Annotated in this window: 20 protein-coding genes; 15 read left to right on the forward strand and 5 right to left on the reverse strand. The window is 43.4% G+C overall.

Going from position 1 to position 19,940, the window contains the following annotated elements; all coding sequences use genetic code 11:
- Nucleotides 1-15: 15 nt before the first annotated feature.
- Nucleotides 16-1,110 carry a zinc-dependent alcohol dehydrogenase gene (locus AC3AQ9_RS18725; protein WP_488309008.1) on the forward strand — a complete coding sequence of 365 codons (1,095 nt, stop codon included), beginning with the start codon at nt 16-18 and terminating at the stop codon, nt 1,108-1,110.
- A gap of 23 nt (nt 1,111-1,133) precedes the next feature.
- Nucleotides 1,134-1,928, forward strand: coding sequence for a sugar phosphate isomerase/epimerase family protein (locus tag AC3AQ9_RS18730; RefSeq protein WP_488309009.1), 795 nt, complete (start codon nt 1,134-1,136; stop codon nt 1,926-1,928).
- A 111-nt stretch (nt 1,929-2,039) separates the two neighbouring features.
- Here the strand turns inward: AC3AQ9_RS18730 and AC3AQ9_RS18735 are convergent, their stop codons facing one another.
- On the reverse strand, nt 2,040-3,008 hold the full coding sequence (locus AC3AQ9_RS18735; RefSeq protein WP_488309010.1) for a sugar phosphate isomerase/epimerase family protein: 969 nt from the start codon (nt 3,006-3,008) through the stop codon (nt 2,040-2,042).
- Between the two features lie 202 nt (nt 3,009-3,210).
- Here AC3AQ9_RS18735 and AC3AQ9_RS18740 point away from each other — a divergent pair, with 202 nt between their 5' ends.
- The 6 genes from AC3AQ9_RS18740 to AC3AQ9_RS18765 all read left to right on the forward strand — a co-directional run bounded on the left by AC3AQ9_RS18740 (nt 3,211) and on the right by AC3AQ9_RS18765 (nt 9,459).
- Nucleotides 3,211-4,200, forward strand: coding sequence for a LacI family DNA-binding transcriptional regulator (locus AC3AQ9_RS18740; RefSeq protein ID WP_488309011.1), 990 nt, complete (start codon nt 3,211-3,213; stop codon nt 4,198-4,200).
- Between the two features lie 121 nt (nt 4,201-4,321).
- Nucleotides 4,322-5,290, forward strand: coding sequence for a substrate-binding domain-containing protein (locus tag AC3AQ9_RS18745; RefSeq protein ID WP_488309012.1), 969 nt, complete (start codon nt 4,322-4,324; stop codon nt 5,288-5,290).
- Between the two features lie 66 nt (nt 5,291-5,356).
- Nucleotides 5,357-6,871 carry a sugar ABC transporter ATP-binding protein gene (locus AC3AQ9_RS18750; RefSeq protein ID WP_488309013.1) on the forward strand — a complete coding sequence of 505 codons (1,515 nt, stop codon included), beginning with the start codon at nt 5,357-5,359 and terminating at the stop codon, nt 6,869-6,871.
- A complete protein-coding gene (locus AC3AQ9_RS18755) occupies nt 6,864-7,838 on the forward strand; it encodes an ABC transporter permease (RefSeq protein WP_488309014.1) in 975 nt (324 codons plus the stop codon). Before AC3AQ9_RS18750 ends, AC3AQ9_RS18755 begins: the two co-directional genes overlap by 8 nt.
- Before the next feature lie 11 nt (nt 7,839-7,849).
- Nucleotides 7,850-8,908 (forward strand): Gfo/Idh/MocA family protein, encoded by a 1,059-nt coding sequence (locus AC3AQ9_RS18760; protein WP_488309015.1) that lies wholly within the window; start codon nt 7,850-7,852, stop codon nt 8,906-8,908.
- Between the two features lie 89 nt (nt 8,909-8,997).
- On the forward strand, nt 8,998-9,459 hold the full coding sequence (locus AC3AQ9_RS18765) for a GNAT family N-acetyltransferase (protein ID WP_488309016.1): 462 nt from the start codon (nt 8,998-9,000) through the stop codon (nt 9,457-9,459).
- A 62-nt stretch (nt 9,460-9,521) separates the two neighbouring features.
- Here AC3AQ9_RS18765 and AC3AQ9_RS18770 read toward each other — a convergent pair whose 3' ends face one another.
- On the reverse strand, nt 9,522-10,406 hold the full coding sequence (locus AC3AQ9_RS18770) for a GNAT family N-acetyltransferase (protein WP_488309017.1): 885 nt from the start codon (nt 10,404-10,406) through the stop codon (nt 9,522-9,524).
- Between the two features lie 158 nt (nt 10,407-10,564).
- Nucleotides 10,565-11,053: a hypothetical protein gene (locus AC3AQ9_RS18775; RefSeq protein WP_488309018.1), complete on the reverse strand. Its 489-nt coding sequence runs from the start codon at nt 11,051-11,053 to the stop codon at nt 10,565-10,567.
- Between the two features lie 261 nt (nt 11,054-11,314).
- Here AC3AQ9_RS18775 and AC3AQ9_RS18780 point away from each other — a divergent pair, with 261 nt between their 5' ends.
- A complete protein-coding gene (locus tag AC3AQ9_RS18780; RefSeq protein WP_488309019.1) occupies nt 11,315-11,470 on the forward strand; it encodes a hypothetical protein in 156 nt (51 codons plus the stop codon).
- 65 nt (nt 11,471-11,535) lie between these two features.
- Here AC3AQ9_RS18780 and AC3AQ9_RS18785 read toward each other — a convergent pair whose 3' ends face one another.
- Nucleotides 11,536-12,063: a DinB family protein gene (locus tag AC3AQ9_RS18785; RefSeq protein WP_488309020.1), complete on the reverse strand. Its 528-nt coding sequence runs from the start codon at nt 12,061-12,063 to the stop codon at nt 11,536-11,538.
- Between the two features lie 278 nt (nt 12,064-12,341).
- Between AC3AQ9_RS18785 and AC3AQ9_RS18790 the strand changes: the two genes are divergently transcribed.
- The 6 genes from AC3AQ9_RS18790 to AC3AQ9_RS18815 all read left to right on the forward strand — a co-directional run bounded on the left by AC3AQ9_RS18790 (nt 12,342) and on the right by AC3AQ9_RS18815 (nt 18,569).
- Nucleotides 12,342-12,917, forward strand: a complete 576-nt coding sequence (locus AC3AQ9_RS18790; protein ID WP_488309021.1) for a hypothetical protein — start codon at nt 12,342-12,344, stop codon at nt 12,915-12,917.
- A 181-nt stretch (nt 12,918-13,098) separates the two neighbouring features.
- On the forward strand, nt 13,099-13,680 hold the full coding sequence (locus tag AC3AQ9_RS18795; protein ID WP_488309022.1) for a hypothetical protein: 582 nt from the start codon (nt 13,099-13,101) through the stop codon (nt 13,678-13,680).
- A gap of 161 nt (nt 13,681-13,841) precedes the next feature.
- Nucleotides 13,842-14,945, forward strand: coding sequence for a zinc-binding dehydrogenase (locus tag AC3AQ9_RS18800; RefSeq protein ID WP_488309023.1), 1,104 nt, complete (start codon nt 13,842-13,844; stop codon nt 14,943-14,945).
- 81 nt (nt 14,946-15,026) lie between these two features.
- Complete coding sequence (gene ahlS, locus AC3AQ9_RS18805) at nt 15,027-15,860, forward strand: AhlS family quorum-quenching N-acyl homoserine lactonase (RefSeq protein ID WP_488309024.1); 834 nt, start codon at nt 15,027-15,029, stop codon at nt 15,858-15,860.
- An 82-nt stretch (nt 15,861-15,942) separates the two neighbouring features.
- A complete protein-coding gene (locus AC3AQ9_RS18810) occupies nt 15,943-17,391 on the forward strand; it encodes an aldehyde dehydrogenase family protein (protein ID WP_488309025.1) in 1,449 nt (482 codons plus the stop codon).
- A gap of 53 nt (nt 17,392-17,444) precedes the next feature.
- Nucleotides 17,445-18,569 carry a zinc-dependent alcohol dehydrogenase family protein gene (locus AC3AQ9_RS18815; RefSeq protein ID WP_488309026.1) on the forward strand — a complete coding sequence of 375 codons (1,125 nt, stop codon included), beginning with the start codon at nt 17,445-17,447 and terminating at the stop codon, nt 18,567-18,569.
- 141 nt (nt 18,570-18,710) lie between these two features.
- Here the strand turns inward: AC3AQ9_RS18815 and AC3AQ9_RS18820 are convergent, their stop codons facing one another.
- A complete protein-coding gene (locus tag AC3AQ9_RS18820) occupies nt 18,711-19,928 on the reverse strand; it encodes an EAL domain-containing protein (protein WP_488309027.1) in 1,218 nt (405 codons plus the stop codon).
- Between the last annotated feature and the right edge of the window lie 12 nt (nt 19,929-19,940).

Here is a 19,940-nt window from a genome sequence, read left to right on the forward strand (position 1 = left end):
GAGAGTTTCGTTCAGATGAAAAAGCTTGTAGCAATCAAACCAAGAGTCGCTGCATTGATTGATTATGAGGATCGTCCGGTTTTACCTAATGAAGTGAAAATCGCGGTTGAGATCGCTTCCCCGAAGCACGGGACAGAAGTAACTGATTTTAGAGGACAGTCGCCTTTCATGGAAGAAGAATTTTCGGAGGAATGGCGGATGTTCATGCCGAGAAAAGAAGGTTCCGCGAAAGGAATCGTGTTTGGTGAATTTCCACTTGGCAATATGGTTGTAGGAAGAGTGATTGAAACGGGGCCGAATGTAACAAAGTATGAAATTGACGATTTGGTCTGTACTTATGGACCGATTATGGAGACCTTGATTGTCGATGGCATCAATAATCCGCGTTTGCGCAAAATGCCTGAAGGAGCGAAGTGGCAGAATGCGATTTGTTATGATCCAGCGCAGTTTGCGCTTAGCGGAGTACGCGATGCACATGTCCGTGCCGGAGACTATGCAGTGGTCGTCGGGCTGGGAGCCATTGGCCAAATTGCGGTTCAATTAGCCAAACGGGCAGGTGCTATCCTGGTTATCGCTGTTGACCCGCTTGCCCATCGCCGAAAAGTGGCTCTTCGCAACGGAGCTGACGTAGCTTTAGATCCTCAAGCAGTTGATGCCGGCTTTGAAATTAAAAAGCTGACGAATAAACTGGGGGCTGACGCCATCATCGAAACAAGCGGCAATGCAGCGGCCCTCCAAGGAGCGCTCAAAGGCATCGGCTATGGAGGTATCATTTCTTATGTGGCGTTTGGCAAGACTTTTCCGGAAGGGTTAAATTTCGGGCGCGAAGCCCATTTCAATAATGCGAAAATTTTCTTCTCCAGAGCAGCCAGTGAGCCCAATCCGGATTATCCCAGATGGAACCGGAAACGCATTGAAGATACTTGCTGGGAATTGCTGATGTCCGGCCACCTAAATTGCGAAGACATCATCGATCCAGTTATTCCTTTCCAGGAAAGCGCAGAAGCGTATATTCAATTTGTCGATCAGCATCCGGAATTAAGCATTAAAATGGCGATTGATTTGAAACAGGAGTCTTTTCATAACTTTAAAGTGGTGCCGGAAGCATAAGCCGTTGACAGGAGGAATCTTGAATGAAAATCGGCACACAAAACCAGCCGTTCTTTCCCGAAGTGATTAATGAAAAATTTCGCTATATTAAAAAGATGGGGTTTGATGGCTACGAAATCGACGGCAAGCTGCTGGTCAAAAATTTGGAAGAAGTTAAAAGAGCACAAGAAGAAACGGGTCTTTCCGTTACAACTGCTTGTGGGGGATATGATGGCTGGATTGGTGATTTCAATGAACAAAAGAGGCTTAATGGATTAAAGGAAATAACAGGAATCTTAAAAGCGCTTCAGCAGATAGGGGGAAAAGGCATTGTCGTGCCTGCTGCATGGGGGATGTTCACTTATCGGTTGCCGCCAATGATTTCTCCGCGCAGCAAAGAGAAAGACAGGGAGACCATAACAAAGTCTTTGGTTTACTTGAACAGTGCAGCCCAGGAAACGGATACGCTGATTTTTTTAGAGCCGCTAAACCGCTATCAGGACCATATGATCAACACCTTAGCGGAAGCAAAAAGCTATATTGAAGAAAACCGCTTTGAATATGTGAAAATCATTGCGGACTTTTATCATATGAATATAGAAGAAGACAATACAGCTGTTTCACTGCATGATCACCGCGATTTGATCCAGCATATCCATTTGGCAGATAACCAGCGTTTCCAGCCGGGAAGCGGATCCATTGATTTTAAACGGCTCTTTGCCGGCCTGAAGACGGATGGCTATCAAGGGGATTTGATACTTGAATGCAGAGTAAAAGGCGACAATCTCCAACAAGCTTATCTTGCTTCACTCCAGTATTTGAGAGAATCGATTATTTGATTTCTGCAAATGCGCCTAAGTGCCACCAGGCATCGATAACCATTAGGCAGAAAAGAAGACCGCATAAAATGGCTTTGGCGCAAGGTATGCCAAACCAAAGCCATTTTTATTCTAAGCCCACCACATCTGAGCGACAGACTCTTTGACCAAAACCGGCTTTAAGTTTTCAACAGCTTTTGTGAACCCTTCTTCAATGGACATAAGGCCATCTTCATGCTCGATGCTGACCACATAATCATAATTGTAGAGCCGGAGTGCACTGATGATATCTGCCCAAGTTTTTTGGTCATGCCCAAATCCTACGGTTCTGAAATACCATGCTCGGTCGTGCATTTGGGAATACTCCGTCATATCCGTCAAGCCGTTCCGGTTCACATTTTGCTGATCGAAAATGGTGTCTTTCGCATGGAAATGATGGATGGCATTGTCACGGCCAAGTATTTTTATGGCTTCGACCGGGTCGATGCCTTGCCACCACATGTGGCTGGGGTCCAAATTAGCTCCAATCGCAGAACCGCAGGCTTCGCGCAGCCGAAGTAAAGTGGCGGGGGTATGTACCGAAAATCCGCCGTGGAGTTCCAATCCGATTTTTACATTGAGCGATTCTGCCAAGTCGTTTTTCTCTTTCCAATAAGGAATCAATTTTTCTTCCCACTGCCATTTCAATATTTCTTGGAAGTCGTGGGGCCAAGCAGCAACAGGCCAATTTGGATAAAGAGCATTTTCATGATCACCCGGACATCCCGAAAAGGTGTTTACTACCGGAACCCCTAGTTTAGAAGCTAATTGCAATGTCTTGACCAGCAGCTCATCAGCCGGTTCAGCGATTTTCTTCTGTGGATGGAGCGGATTCGAATGGCAGCTTAATGCACTGATGATTAAGCCATAATCGCTGATTTGCTGTTTAAAGCGCTGTAATTTTTGGTCATCATTCAGCAATTCATCCACTTTGCAGTGCGCGTCTCCTGGATAACCGCCGGTGCCAAGTTCTATTGCCTCGATTCCTTTGGCTGACACATAGCTGAGCATATCTTCAAAGTTTCGGTCGGAAAATAGAACGGTAAAAATCCCTAGTTTCAACTTAAAAACCTCCCTTTATAAGAATCAGAAAATACAGAAATGTAATCCGTTACATAATTAACATATATAAATTCTTCAAGTAAATCAACAAAAATATTTCCTTGTAAAAACATATTGACAGATAATTCTGAACAAATTACTATAGAAATGTAATCGATTTCATTTTTAATGCATGGGAATGATGGAAAGTAGGAAAAACATTATGGCAAATATCCAACAGGTAGCAAAGCAAGCAGGAGTGTCGGTAGCAACCGTTTCAAGAGTTTTAAATGGACAAAATACAGTTTCCTCAAAAACGAAAGTCAAAGTAGAAGAAGCGATAAAGACATTGAATTACGAGCCAAGCATATTAGGGAGAAATCTTCGCAATTCTGAAAGCCGGATCTTGTTGGTTTTAATCCCGAATATATCGAATCCTTTCTACTTGGAAATTATTAAAGGCATTGAAAACATGGCTCTTAGCCAAGGCTATAATATCCTATTATGTGAAACCGATTCTAATCCGGAAAAAGAAAATATTTACTTTGACCTTGTCCGAAAAAAAATGGCGGATGGCATTATTTCAATGGATCCCGCTGTCAATGTCGAGACATTAAAGCAGTTAGCAGAAACTTACCCTATCATTCAATGCAGTGAATATGGAGGTGGCATTGGAATTCCTTATGTAACCATTAATAGCGAAGAAGCTTCTTATCGGGCAGTAAAGCATCTGATCCAAATCGGCCATAAGAAAATCGCTCTCATAAACTCCGATGAAAAATTCTTATATGCCAGAGAGCGGAAGATGGGATATCAAAGGGCATTACAGGAAAACAGCATTGCATTGGATAAAAATTATATGATTTATACGCCAGAACTGAGCTTTGAACATGGGCAGCAAGCCATGAAAAAGATTCTAGCGCTGCCAGATCGGCCAACTGCCGTTTTTGCAGTATCCGATTTGCTTGCAATCGGGGCGCTGAAGGAGATAAATGCTTCAGGTTTGCAGGTGCCGAATGATATTGCAGTTGTCGGCTTTGACAAAATTGATTTTTCGAATATGACGAATCCTACGTTGACAACTGTTGCACAGCCAATGTATAAGATGGGCACCACTGCAGCCGGGATGCTGATTAGCAAGATCAAAGGGGAAACAGTGGATAATATCATATTGGAGCACGAATTGGTCATTCGTGAATCGACATCGGGGTAAGACAGCTAAAGCCAGCGCTCTGTTATTAAAAACTTTTGATGATGGAGCGCTGGCCTTAGTTGAGAATGTAATCGTTTACATTCAGGGGAGAGCTGTTTAAAAAAATAAAGGGGTGAATAGAATGAAGAAATTGTTGATTTTATCGTTGGTCGCAGTCTTCGGTTTAGCAGGCTGCGGAGGAAATGAAGAAGCGGGATCAGGTGGCGGCGGAGCGGAAGACGATACGCTGACGATTGGTATATCCTTGCCTTCTGCAACACACGGGTGGATGGGTGCATTGATTGACAGTGCTGAAAAACAAGCCCAGGCATTAAAAGAAAGTGAAGGCATAGATTATGTAATGACCAACGCGGCAGACCCGAACAAGCAGGCAAACGATGTGGATGATTTAATTGCCCAAGATGTTGATGTGATTGTCATGCTGCCGATTGAATCTGCAGCTTTAACGCCAGTGGGACAAAAAATAAAAGATGCAGGCATTCCGCTGGTCATTGTTGACCGGGAACTTGAAAACGACGCAGCGACAGTGGTGGTAAAAGGCGACAATGAAGGAATCGGTGTCAATGCCGGCAAGTATTTCATCGAACAATTGAATGGCAAAGGAAAAATCGTTGAAATTACTGGGCCTCCAAGTTCGGTCACCGAGCAGCGTGGATCTGGTTTCCAAGAAGCAGTGGCAGGCCAGGAAGGGATGGAAATCATCGCTTCACAAAGCGGTGACTTCTCGACTGAAAAATCATTGGAAGTGATGCAGAACATCTTGCAGGCTAACCCACAGATTGATGCAGTTTTTACACAAGATGACGGGATGGCATTAGGTGTATTACAGGCGATCAAAGAAGCCGGCCGTACTGATATCAAGTTTGTGACAGGTGCAGGCGGTGCAAAAGAAGTGTTTGAAGATATGAAAAATGACGGTTTGATGAAAGCGACGTTCCTGTATTCCCCGAAAATGGTTGAAGACGCCGTGAAAATTGCTGCAGACATAGCACAAGGTGAGGAGCCGGCGGAAAAAATGGTTGTTAAAGAAGCAACGCAAGTAACGAAAGAAAATGTTGATGAATATTACGATCCAGAATCTAAATTCTAAAGGAATCTATGGAAATACAATGATGGCCATTGTATTTCCTCTTTTCCTATATAAGGAGTCTACGCTATGGCTACACATCCTTTTCTGCTCATGGAGAATATCGAAAAGTCATTTAATGCGGTACCTGTTTTAAAAGGTGTAACGCTGCAAGTCGAAAAAGGGGAAATACATGCGTTACTAGGGGAGAATGGCGCCGGGAAGTCGACTTTGATGAATATTTTAGGTGGTGTCCACCAACCGGATAATGGTTCGATTTTTATAGACGGCCAAGAGATTAATATGTCGAATCCACGGGTTTCACAAGAACAGGGCATCAGTTTTATTCACCAGGAATTGAATATGGTTTCTGATCTTCGGGTTTACGAAAACATGTTTTTAGGATCTGAGCTTCGAAATAAAGCCGGATTTCTAAAAGTAGAGGAAATGTGCGAGAAAACACATGACATCATGACAAAGCTTGGTGTGGATGTGGATCCAAAGGAATATGTCCGGAATCTCGCTACCTCATACAAGCAATTGATTGAGATATCAAAGGCATTGCTTCATAATTCCAGATTGATCATTATGGATGAACCAACAACGTCATTAGCTGAACATGAAGTGAACCGCCTGTTTGAGCTGATGAAGAATTTAAAACAATCAGGGGTTTCGATTATCTATATTTCCCATAAACTAAAGGAAATCAAGGAAGTGTGTGACCGTTTTACAGTTCTGCGGGATGGTGAGCGGGTCAAAAGCGGCAATGTTGAAGAAGAAGACATTGAAACGATTACGAAACTAATGGTCGGCAAATCAATTTCACAAGACCGTTTTATACATGAGCATCAATTTGGCCCTGTAGCTTTGGAAGTGGTCAATTTAACAAGTCCCGGATTGTTCAGGAACATCAATTTTACCGTTAAGCAAGGAGAAGTTCTTGGCTTTACAGGACTTAGCGGTGATGGCAGAACGGAGCTTTTTGAAAGCTTGTTTGGATACCGGAAAAAATACACGGGTGAGGTGCGGGTCCATGGCCGTACTGTAAAAATAGATCATCCAAGAAAAGCGGTCAAAGCTGGAATTGGGCTTGTGCCGAAAGACCGCAAAGAAAACGCCATTATCAAAGATTTGAGCGTCATTCACAATATGAGTTTGTCTTCAATGGGGAATTTTGAGAAAAGCGGATTTATACGGGAGCAGACCGAAAAAGCGAAATTCCAGAAGTACAAGGAAATGCTGAATATCAAAGTGCATAACCCCCGGATTACCATCGACAAACTAAGTGGAGGAAACCAGCAGAAAGTGATTATCGCCAAATGGCTTGAAGTTGGCGCAGACGTTTTGATATTCGATAACCCGACACAAGGAATTGACGTTGGAGCAAAGCAGGAAATTTATCACGAGATAACAGCATTGGCCAAAATGGGGAAATCAATCATCATTTTGTCATCGGAAGCACCGGAAGTCCTTAGAATCTGCCATAACATCAATGTGATGTATCAAGGCGAAATAACTGCCAGATTCACCGGCGACGAAGCAACGGAAGAAGAAATCATGAATTATGCCACTGGCTCGAAAAGGGAGGCTGCAAGAATTGGCTAATATTAATGTGAAAGAATACAAGCCCCAACGGTCAACTGCAAAAAGCCGTCTTTCCTGGCTTTGGTCGGAATACAGTGTCATCATTGCATTTGTTGTTATTTTTATCGCCTCATCCATTATGAACCCCAGATTTTTGGATATGAACAATCAGCTTAATATATTGATGCAAGTTTCGATTATCGGAATTGTTGCGATGGGAATGACGGTAGTTATGCTGTCAGGCGGCATCGATTTGTCGGTTGGATCTGTTCTTGCTTTAGCTGGAGTAATTTCTGTCCTGGCATTGAATGCTTCCGGCAGCATTCTCGTGGGAGTTTTCACCGCCTTGCTGGTTGGTTCTTTTGCGGGATTCCTGAACGGGTTGATGGTGGCGAAAGGCAGGATTGCCTCGTTTATTGCGACGCTTGGGATGATGGCAGGTGCACGTTCCCTTGCCCTTTATATTGCTGATGGCGGCAGCGTATCCGGGGAAGTTACCGGATTTACAGCCATTGCAAATAGTGATTTCTGGATATTTGATATTCCCGTCATCATCTTCATCGTTATGACTGCAACCGTTTATATATTGATGCACAAAACCCGTTTCGGCCGTTACGTCTATGCACTTGGCAGCAATGAAAAAGCTGCTTTGCTGTCAGCAATCCGGGTAGACCGCATTAAAATTGGCGTTTATACCTTGATTGGAACATTGGTTGGTGTGGCAGCTGTGATTGAGACATCCCGTTTAAACTCCATTTCTTCTTCCAGTTCAGGTGCTCAATACGAATTGGACGCTATCGCAGCTGTTATTATCGGCGGAACGCGTATGACAGGCGGGCGCGGCAAAATTATCGGCACGCTTTTCGGTGTTCTGATTTTGGGCATATTGAATAATATGATGAATTTGATGAACGTTTCACCGCATTTGCAGGGATTTGTAAAAGGGTTGATCATCATCATTGCGGTAGTATTCCAAAAAAGAGAGTAGGGGGTAATAAAATGGGATATCGAGTGGGCATTATCGGGTGCGGTTCCATCACCAAGCTGCGCCATGCACCAGAATATACCGCGAATCCATATGTAGATGAAATTGTATTTTATGACCGCAATCTGGACCGTTCGGAGGCTTTAGCAGCATTATTCGGTGGGAAAGTTGCAAAAACGGTTGAAGAACTGCTGGAAGATCCGACAATCGAGATTATCAGTGATTGTTCGTCAAATGAGCATCATCACATTTTTTCATCCAAAGCATTATCGAGCGGCAAGCATGTGCTGTGTGAAAAGCCCATATCACTGACCATCGAGCATGCCAAAGAAATTCTTAACGCCGAAAAAGCGTCAGGAAAGAAATTAATGATCGACCACAACCAACGCTTTACGCGTGCCCATCAAAAAGCTAAAGAAATTATTGCAAGCGGAGAACTGGGAAAAGTATTGACCTTCCGGACAACATTCGGTCATTCCGGTCCGGAGCAATGGGGCCATAACAAATCCAATTCTACTTGGTTTTTTAAGAAAGAACGTTCTGGACTTGGCGTGGCGGGAGATTTAGGGATTCATAAAGTGGATTTGCTGCATTATTTGCTGGATGATGAAATTGAGCAAGTCAGCGCTTTTCAAGGAGCACTGGATAAAGTTAATGAACTTGGCGAGCCGATTGAAGTATGCGACAACATTGTCTGCAGCTTGAAAACAAAAAAAGGGCTTTTAGGGACAGCTTCTTTTTCCTGGACCCATTATGGACAAGAAGATAATAGCACGGTCCTGTATTGCGAAAAAGGCATTCTGAAAATATACAATAGCGACCAGTATCAATTGGAAGTGCTGACAAAAGACGGTGAAAAAGTCAATTACGAATTAGAGAGCATTCAAACCAATGACAATCAGACCAACACCGGCATGATTGATGCCTTTATTGAAAGTATCCGTTTAGATCAACCGCCGCTTGTTACAGGACTAGAGGCATTGACGTCATTAAAAGTAGTTTTAGCCATCTTAGAAGCAGCAGAAACCGAACGTGTGGTAACTGTTGAAAGTGAGTCTCTCCAGTATTTTTAAGGAGAGGCTTTTTTCTGGTTCCTGTCTGTTCATTTAATAAATCGGACTATACAATGTCAGGGGCAGAATAGATAAAAGGAGGGAGAACAGTGAAGTTCCAGAAGGCAACCGAACGTCAGTACAGGAAAATTTATGAACAAGGTTACCGGGAATGGGCGAAAGGCCGTTCGCTTGAGCATTACATAAAAGACAATAAAAAAGAAGAAGCGAATGGCAAACGTTATGTTTTAACGACTGGCGATGAACAAGTCGTCGCTTCATTAATTTTGCTCAGGTTCTCGCCTTATCTGTTTGGAATTGGATCGATTGTAGTAGATCCGGAATTCCGTGGGAAAGGTGCAGGAAAGCAATTAATCGAAGGATGTCTGAGACTGCATCCAAATGCAGCTTTTATGCTCTACAGTGAAATCGGCACTGCCTACTATGAACGGTTTGGGTTTCGCGCATTGCCAGAAGCATATCAGCATTCCGGCCAAGGGCTTTGTATGATTCGGGCAGAAAAGGATTTATACAAGCGATTATTAAATGAGCCGATTCCTTCTTACTTTTAACCCATACAATACCTAAACAAAAAGAAGAAACGGATCAGGAAGCTTCCGGTTCTTCTTTTTGTTTAAGTGATTTTTTCTGCTTCTTCTTTTATCCGTTCCTGTCCGTAAAGCATCCAAGGGGAAGAGAGTTCAAAGCTATGGTTTTCCGGAAGGGCAAGAGCCTGCTCTTTCGTCAAATCCATCCAGATTAGCGTATCGCTCCCAACTTCCTGGCAAAGTTGCTGATAAGCGGCATCAATGGTTTCCCACAGGCCAGGTTGTTCCGATAAATCATTCCACGGATAAATGGCATGCAAATAATGATATTTTTTAACATCCCTTTTGGCGATGACTACTCGTGTGGCATCTTCATTTTCGAAAAATGACCATATCTTCAGTTCGTCCTCTGTAAACAGTTCATCGGAAGATGGAAAAAGGTAATAGCATTCATATGGAAAAATGGCGCCCGTTTTCACATATAAGTCATGAATCCATATTTTCTTCCGATCAAGGTTTGTAACTTCCTTCCAGACAGGAGCATCTTTAGCCAGCTGTGACACATCTTTTGTGGTCGCTCCATGTATGGCGGCATAAAGAGTGAGTCCAAGCTTTTCTAAAACACGGCGGGCAGGAAGATTTTTTTCTTGTGTATTTGCTCCAACCCATTGGACTTCCTGAAGTTTGAATGCTTCTTCCATGACGTGGGAAGTAAGAACCGTGGCCAAATCTTTGCCTCTATACCGAATATCACTGCGGATCCTGCCAAGCATCGCATAATGGTTGGCAAATAGTGAGTAGCCGCATACACTTGCCAGTTGATCATCTAAAAATAAACCGAACAGGCGGTTATGACTGGAGGTGACAAGCCGCTTAAAGATACGTTTAACGTAATCATCTTCCATACCCGTTTGCATTGCTTCTAAATAAGGTAAATCTTCAAGGCTTAATACACGGATTGTTTTTTCCATTGCCGGCACTCCTTGCTTCTTACGAATTGTATGTTTTTCCTGACCATTATAACTGTGGACAAGGGAAGAGTGCATTCAATTTGCTGTAAAAAGAGCCATTGTAAAAAGCCGTTGGCAAAATCACTGATTTCACCAACGGCTTTATTGAACTGGTTTTTTTACTTCAAGCTGCACGAATTTGGTGACCATTCCGTGTGTGTAGAACCCGTACTCACCCAATGAATCTGGTTCAAAATTTTATAGCTTCCAGCGGGCAAGCTTTTGTATGAAGTGAAATTCAATTTTCCATCATTCGAAGCATTGCGCCAGCCCGGTTTAGTATCTGGATTAAATCCATATAGAGTAACGTAAGCATAGCCTGGCCAATCGGCAAGCGATTTATACTGCTCATACTTTGAACCATTGTACCGATAAAGGACCGGTTTCCAAAAAACCGTATCCATTTCGCGGCCTTTCCAGGCGGTTACATAGCGAGGAGGCTCCGCTTTAACCATTTTTCCAGCACATGACATTGAACCGATGGCATGCGAAGGCCAATTGCCTTCTCCATTATGGGCTTCAGCAGGTTCCGTAGTGAAACTGATTGCTAAAAATATAGAAGCAGACGCTAGCAGCTTAGTGGCAATAGACAGTTTTTTCTTAACCATTGGAACTCCCCCTCTAGAATAAGTGCAGGCAAATAAAAGCATAATACTATTGGTTGACCCGCATATATGAATTGAGAACTGCAAATGTTGTAAAAAAAACATTATTGGAAAATTCAGATATTACTTATAATATCATATTTTTATCAAGAAACCTAGGGAAAGAAGAAAAAAGAAATAAAATTTAATCTTCATTTCTTGCTAGTTAGAATGGGATGTTAAATAATAGGAATAATCATAAATGCAATTCGAGGAGGCGGAAGAATGAGCTTTAATAAGACAAGAGGAATACTTTACAAAATCGACCGGCTGACAGGTGATTTTAAAGCCGTTCGAAATGGAACAATCGGAAGCAGAATCGGCAAAAGAATCATAAGAAAAATGATCAACCGGCTTTTGTGGAGATATTTTAAAATATAAGCCATTCCTCAAAAAAGCCGACCAACAACTGTTTGTTGGTCGGCTTTTTTTGTGTATGCCTTGTATCAACTTCTCTTTAAAACGCCAAGATAATTTGCCCATGGGCCGACGTCTTCCCGGTATCTCTCAGCCATGACACGGACAATTTGGGAAATATGCGTCATATCATGGACTACCCATGTTGAAATTAGCTCACTCAATTTAACAGGTCCAAATTCAGGGTGCATGCCGGTCAGCTCGAATTGCTTCTCGGAGTCGATAAGTCCCTTTAACTTCTTAATATTATGCATGCGGACATTTTCAAATTCCTGTAGTTTTTCTTCAAATGAATTGGGGGACTGGATTTTCAAATGGGCAAAACGGTCAAATGGAGGAAATGGCTGATTTGTGCCTTCCTGAAGAATTGTTTCCAAGCGGGGAATCCAATTGGTTTTCTCCGCTTCAATCAAATGACCGATTACTTCTTCGACATTCCATGTTCCTTCGCCTTCATTGGCATGCAGCCAACCGTCCGATAAGTCGGATAAAAAATATTTCAACGTACCTGGTGTGCGGTCTAAAATTTCTATTGCCTCCTGTAGTTTAAACTCCATATGCTTTCCCCTTTCCTGAGCGAATAAACAGAAGCTTAAAGCTTCACTTCATTATAATTGATTCTGAATATTTAGATAAGTTATAGTTTTTAAGGCAATAAAAGCGTATAATAATCATGAAATTATACATAGCTCTGGTCTTGCATTTTAAGAAAATAACTTAAAGGAAGGGGAAGAAAACTCGAAAGCAAGTACAGTGCATGTTTTTCTGGCAACCCTGGTCACTCGATAGTGAGTAAGCGAGTCTGATGACTTAACTGGAGAAGAGGAAGAATAAAATGCTTTACAATCTCGTATTATTTCTCCATATATTAGGTGCTGTCACTATTTTTATGGCAATTAGCATTTTGGCATTGTCCATGATTTCGATGCTGCATGCCAAAGAAACTGAGGACGTCAAGCTATGGTCTGGAGTGGCTGTTAAAACGGATGCTTTATTTCCGTTAAGCACTTTATTGATTTTACTGCCCGCCTTGTATTTGGTTTTTTCAGCTTGGGGATGGGGAAACGCCTGGATTAACGTATCTTTGGTGGCACTTCTGGGGAACAGCTTTTTGGGACCGGTTATTAACCTCCGCCGGTTAAAAGGAATTCTAGCGGCTGCCAATGAGGAAAAGAATGCAGCGCTTTCCGCTGGCCTGGTGAATAAAGTGAGAGATCCGGTACTTTGGAATTCGGTTTCAATCATGGCTATGCTGGCAGTCGGGATTCTGTTTTTGATGGCCGTCAAGCTTAATTTATGGGGATCCTTGATTACAATGGCAATCGCTGTAGTCGCCGGTCTTGCTTTGGCACATTTCATGTTGTCAAAAACAAAAACGGAAACTTCTTCGGATACTGTTTCGTTTAGATAGACCGAGTTTTTCTGAAATGCTTTTAACCAATTCCATAATCAAGTTGCCACTTTTGAAATAAGCCAGTTTATTTCAAAGGTGGTTTTTGATTCACGGCATTGCTGGCCGACAGTGGGTTTTCCAGAGAATTGAAAATCCTGCTATGATGACCGTAACTCGAACGCCAAAGGAGAATGAGGCCATGCTTTATAATATTATGCTGTTTTTTCACATTTTAGGAGCGGCCCTGATTTTTATGGCTATCGGAATGCTTTTTACCGCCATGATTTCAATGCTCCATGCAAAAGACGCAGCGGGAATACGGCAATGGGCTGCCCTTGCCATAAGATTGGATATCTTATTCCCAATCAGTACAATTCTAACTTTGGCTTCTGCTTTTTATCTAGTGTTTTCAGCTTGGGGATGGGGAGTTGGATGGATTAACGTATCTTTGGCAGCGCTGCTCTTCAATAGTATATTAGGTATTTCATATAATTTGCTGCGGTTGAAGGGAATATCTGAAGCCGCTCATCGTGAAGCTGAAAACATTCCATCCATGGCTTTGTTTAATAAAGTGCGAGACCGTATGCTTTGGAATGCAATTTCCATTATGACGATGATAACGGTAGCAATTCTCTTTTTGATGGTTATGAAGCTTGCAGCAATTGCTTCATTAATTGTTATGGGCATTGCTATTGCGGCAGGTTTTCTCTTATCAAACTTTCTATTAAGGACTGCCAAAACTGAGATTTCCAAAGATGTTATGACTTTTCAAGATAAATAGTCTTAGTTGCAATAGCTCTACTGAATTTGATTAAAAGTAGCCGCTTCTTTATTTATGTTAAATTATTGTGAATAATCAGAATAATATGTTGTTATTCCATATTCTGCTAAGTATAATGAAAAAGTAAGCGCTTTTCATTTGCGGAAGGAGAGTGGAGAAATGTGAAGGAGAATTCTCAAAAAGGAAGAGTCGCAGTGATGGATGAGCCGGAAAAACTGAGCTACCGGGAGTATGACTTGCCACAGCCAGGGCCAGGTGCAATTCTTCTGAAGGTATTGCGTTCCAATATTTGCGGATCGGAACTGCATATTTGGAGAGGGCAGCATCCAACGAAAAAAAAGGGTGTGCTGGGCCATGAAATGGTTGGAGAAGTCCATTCACTCGGAGAAGGGGTTGATACGGATTATGCGGGAACTCCAATCAAAGAAGGAGACCGGATCGTTTCAGCCTACTATATTACCTGCAGAAAATGTGCGGCCTGCAGAGAAGGGCATTTTCATTTATGTGAACATGCCTACGATTTTTGGAATCAGGCACCGGAAGTAAGCCCTCATTTTCATGGAACCTTTGCTTCACATTATTACATCCACCCAGACCAGTATTTTTACAAAGTTCCCGATAATGTATCAGAAGCTTCTGCAGCCAGTGCAAATTGTGCTTTGTCACAGGTTTATTTCGGTCTGGATAAAGCCGGTGTGACTTATGGGCAAACCATCGTGATTCAAGGTGCTGGAGGTTTAGGGTTGAATGCCACTGCGGTAGCAAAGGAAAAAGGGGCCACGGTCATTGTGGTCGATGGCGTGGAAAGCCGGCTGCAGCAAGCCGTACAATTCGGTGCAGACCATACGATTAATTTAAATGACTATGAAACAGTTGAAGAGCGGGCAAAAGCAGTGCTCAACCTAACAGATGGAAAAGGAGCCGAATTCGCCATGGAAGTGGCAGGTGTCCCTGCAGCTTTCGCTGAAGGAATCCACTATATCCGGCCAGGCGGAAAATACGTAACGATCGGGAATATCACTCCGGGTAAGCTTGTTGAATTCGATCCGGGACTGCTTACCAGAAAATCCATTCAAATTATACCAGTGGTGCGTTACAATCCCTGGTATTTGTATAAAGCGTTGAAATTTCTATCAGATACCCAAGGCAAATACCCCTTCGACGGAATGATAGACGCAGAATTTTCAATGGATGATATCAAATTGGCTTTGGATAAATCCGCTGCAAGAGAAGTGACGAGAGCCACGATCATTATGGAGAAATAAGCTCGTTTCGCATTTGTGAAAGGTTTTAAGAAAAGCCGGACCGATTCGTCTAGAAAATAACATTTAAACGGAGGTCATCCAATGGATAAACCAAAATTATACGTATTGGATACAGGAACAATGAAAATGGACAAGAACTTTATGGTGGCTGCGCACAATCCGGCGAGTATAGATAATCCAAATCCCCCGGCAGAGTTCATCGAGTTCCCGGTGTATGCCGTATTAATCGACCATCCGGAAGGGAAAATCTTATTTGATACGGGCTGCAATCCGGAAGGCATGGGGAAAGAAGGCAGATGGCCGGAAGGCGTCCAAAAATTATTCCCGGCTTTCCAAGATGAATCCTGCTATTTGATTAACCGGCTGGAGCAGTTGAATGTGCGTCCCGACGATATCAAATACGTAGTGGCTTCCCACCTCCATCTGGATCATGCAGGCTGTCTGGAACTGTTTACAAATGCCACTATCATCGTTCACGATTCGGAATTGAAAAATACGATGAAACAATATGCGATGACGAAAGATATGGGCGCCTACATATGGGCGGATATTAATGCGTGGATCGGAAAAGATTTAAAATGGAAAACGGTCATGCCTCATGAAGATGAGCTGGAACTGGCGAAAGGTGTTAAAATCTTGAACTTCGGTTCAGGCCATGCGTGGGGATTGCTCGGGCTGCATATTGACCTTCCGGGAGAAGGCGGTGTTATTTTAGCATCGGATGCCGTTTATTCTGCAGAGAATTATGGGCCGCCCGTTAAAATACCGGGAATTATTTATGACTCCCTGGGCTATTTAAATGCTGTGGAAAAGATCAAGAAATATGCCGAGCGCACCAACTCACAAGTATGGTATGGCCATGATTCCAATCAATTCCGGAATTTCATCAAATCCACCGAGGGCTTTTATGAATAATGCCGCCTAAATGGACCAGCCCTGACAACTGAATTCGGGATGTTGCGGGGCTGGTTTTTTCAATAAGAAGGAGGAAGAACGGATGATAGAAGTTAAGAATCTATATTACGGCTCCATCATCAATGGCGTCGAAATCAGCAAAGATGGAAGAAAAGACCTGGATGTATTTAACCCTTATACCAATGAAGTAATCGGTAAAATCTCCTGCGCCACTCCCGAAGATGTCAAAGATGCTGTCGACGCGGCCCAGCGAGCCTATAGCGAAACGACTAAAAAGATGCCAGCCCATCAACGGTCGGAGATTTTGCGGAAAGCCGCGGATCTGCTGGAGAAACGCATAGATGAGTTTGCCCGTACGCTTGTGCTGGAAGCCGGAAAGCCGATCCGGGAAAGCAGGGTGGAAGTGCAGCGTGCGATCCAGGTTCTGCGCTTTGCTTCAGAAGGTGCGAAAGCAATTTACGGAGAAGCGATTCCGCTCGACAGTGCCATCGGTGGAGAAAATCAAATCGGCATAGCTAAGCGAGTCCCATTAGGTGTTGTAGCAGCCATCACTCCATTTAATTTTCCATTGAACCTGGCTCTTCATAAAATAGCGCCTGCCCTTGCAGTGGGCAATACCGTTGTTCTGAAGCCTGCTGAAAAAACTCCTTTTTCATCGGTGCTGCTGTATCGATTATTAGAAGAGGCGGGATTGCCGAAAGGCGCTTTGAACATTGTCATGGGCCCAGGGCAAGAACTTGTGGAACCTTTGGTGACCCATCCAGACATCAAAAAAGTTTCTTTCACCGGCAACAGTGCCGTAGGATGGAAAATCCATGAAATGGCGAAGCGAAAAAAAGTGACGCTTGAATTGGGATCGAATGCGCCGAATATTATTTTTGATGACGGAGACATTAATGTGGCGGTCAATGCCATTGTGCTCGGCGGCTATACATATGCCGGACAGGCATGCGTTTCCGCTCAGCGGATTTATGTTCATGAAACCATTTATGAGCAGTTCCTGGACAAGCTTGTAGAAAAAGTAAGCGCGCTTAAAACCGGAGACCCGTTGGATGAAACTACCGATATGGGACCGATGATTACAGAAGAAGCTGCACAGCGCGCGGAATTATGGGTGAAAGAAGCTGAAGAACAAGGAGCGGAAATCCTGACAGGAGGAAGTCGCAAAGGGTCGCTGCTTGAGCCTACTGTCATTAGCAATGCGACTCCTGAGATGAAAGTGGTCTGTGCCGAGGTATTTGCACCGATTGTCAGCGTTATGCCATTTTCAACTGAAGAAGAAGTTGTTGGCCATGCCAACAACACGGATTTTGGCCTGCATGCCGGCGTTTTTACCACTGATATCAACCGGGCGATGCGCATGGCAGATGCGATAGAGACAGGTGGAGTGTGGATCAATGAAGTATCGGTACGCCGCTATGACCATATTCCGTACGGCGGCATAAAAAGCAGCGGCATCGGCAAAGAAGGCGTCAAATACGCCATCGAGGAAATGACGGATTTGAAATTTGTAGGAATTAAGCTTTATTGATGGATGGCGCAACGTTGAAGCATTCCAGAAAATTTTAATGGGGAGAGGATTAAATGAAAGTAAAATCCGCTGTATTGCGTGAAATAGGAGCTCAGACTCCATATGAAGAAAGCCAGCCAATCCAAATTGAAGAATTGGAATTGGATTCTCCGGAACGGGGAGAAGTGCTGATTCAAATTAAAGCTGCCAGCCTTTGCCATTCCGATTTGTCAGTGATGAATGGCAGCCGGCCTCGGCCATTGCCTATGGCTTTGGGGCACGAGGCATCCGGGGTCATTGTGGAAGTAGGGGAAGGCGTTGTCGATTTGGAAGTTGGAGACCATGTCGCCTGCGTTTTCGTACCCAGCTGCGGTCAGTGCGGGCCTTGCAGAGAAGGGCGGCCCGCTTTATGTGAGCCAGGAGCTGCCGCAAATACGGCAGGCACGCTGATTGGCGGTGGCCAACGGCTGCATTATGGCAATGAAGTCGTGAACCATCATGTCGGTGTTTCCGCTTTCTCGGAATATGCTGTAGTTTCCCGGAATTCCGTGGTAAAAGTCAGCAAAGACATCCCTTTTGAAAAAGCCGCTTTATTCGGCTGTGCAGTTATTACGGGTGTTGGAGCAGTCGTCAATACGGCAGGTGTGAAACTGGGCAGCACCGTAGCTATTGTCGGCCTTGGAGGCGTTGGCCTTAGTGCATTGCTTGGAGCTCTTGCTGCAGGCGCCAGCCGAATTGTTGCTGTAGACATTAATGAAACCAAACTCAAGCAGGCAAAAGAATTAGGTGCGACCGACACCTTCAATTCCAAAGATCCCGATGTAGTGGAGCAGATCCGGGCAACTACCGGAGGCGGCTTGGATTTTGCGTTTGAGACAGCAGGAGTGGTTCCCGCAATGGAAGTGGCATACGCTGTCACGAAGAGGGGGGGCACTACTGTCACAACAGGGCTTCCGCATCCTGAACACAAATTTTCTTTCCCATATCTCTCGCTGACTGCTGAAGAGCGGACGCTAAAGGGTTCCTACATCGGCAGTTGTGTACCGAGCAGGGATATTCCGAGATACATGAATTTGTTCCAGGAAGACCGCCTGCCGGTCGATAAGCTGATAACGGATTTTATCACTTTGGACGAAGTGAACAAAGGATTTGATATTTTGGCAAAAGGGGAATCATCACGTATTATCATAAAATTTTAAAGTGGGTAAGCGAAGGGCAAATTAAACGGCTAAACACTGGCATTGCTGATAGTTGGTTGCAATCGCCAATTCAAAAAGAAACCGCATCCTTTGAAATCTTGTGATTTCAGAGAGTGCGGTTCCTTTTTATTTTTAACCCGGTTATTCCATCAATAAATAATCACGGTCAAAAATAAATGAATAACTGATATCAATAAAGAGAAAGTACTTGTCGGATAATGGGTAGCTGAAAGTGCGAATCATTTCAGCTGTTTCGATATCTGCATATGAATCGGAGAGAATGCCTTTATGCCAAGTACGCATATGCAAAATGTTTTCCAGGAAATAAGGACGGAACCCCCAATGCGAACCGAGCTGCTCTTTTTCTATTTCCCAATGGCCCTCTTGCTTTCTAAAGTTTGAAGACATTTGCTGGCCATCACTATTACAAATGTAAATTCGGAAACTTTCTTCATCAAAAGAATGGGTGACGGCTTCAATGAAGGAGTCTGCCGTTTCGGGACCATGCCATTTATTCATCAATTTTTTCATTTTTTCTTCGCAGTTTAATGCAAAAGCGAGCCGTTCTTTGACGAGTGATTTTTCACGATGAATAAAACCGATTACTTTTTCACCAACATCGATCAATAGCGCATCATCCAGTTGAGGAATGAAATCCGGTGTTGCCAAGTAAAACCCTTGATAATAATGGCCGCCATTTTTCCAGGCGAAGTTCAATTGGTGATTATCTTCAATATTTTCATAAGAAAGCTTAGCTCCGATCCGATGCGCTAATAACGACAAGGAATAGAGGATATCCTGAAAAACATCCGGGTTATTTTGGCGGATGATGCCAGTATCGATTTTCAGGATGTTAGGCTTGATTTGCCGAATGCGATCAATATTCGAGCTTTTTGCACCCACATGGTCGACAGCAATTTGGATGCCATAGGTTTTATAGTAGATAAGCAAATGATTCAGAACGTCAAAACCTTCTTCGAAATCATGTTCTGTAATTTCCAGTACCAAGCGGTCCATTGAAAAACCTTTTTCCTCAAACTCTATCAATGTCTGCAAAAAATCTTCACCGCCATTAATCAGTAATTGCTTAGCGTTGCGGTTAATAAACAGGATGCCTTTATTGTCCGCTTCAAGCATTTTGTCAATTGCCTGGATGAGGAGGTGATGATCAACTTCAACTTTATATTCGTCCGGTACATCCATATCATGAAAAAAATCAGCCAGGCTTACCCACTCGCCTTCAGATTGAAAGCGGCCAAAAATTTCGTAGCCAACAATGGAATGTTTAACGGCGCTGATGATAGGCTGGAAAACCGGCTTCACCTTATCCAAATTTTCAAGAATATCTAAAGGATCCACATGCTATGCCTC

The organism is Planococcus sp. VCh962 (assembly GCF_057748275.1).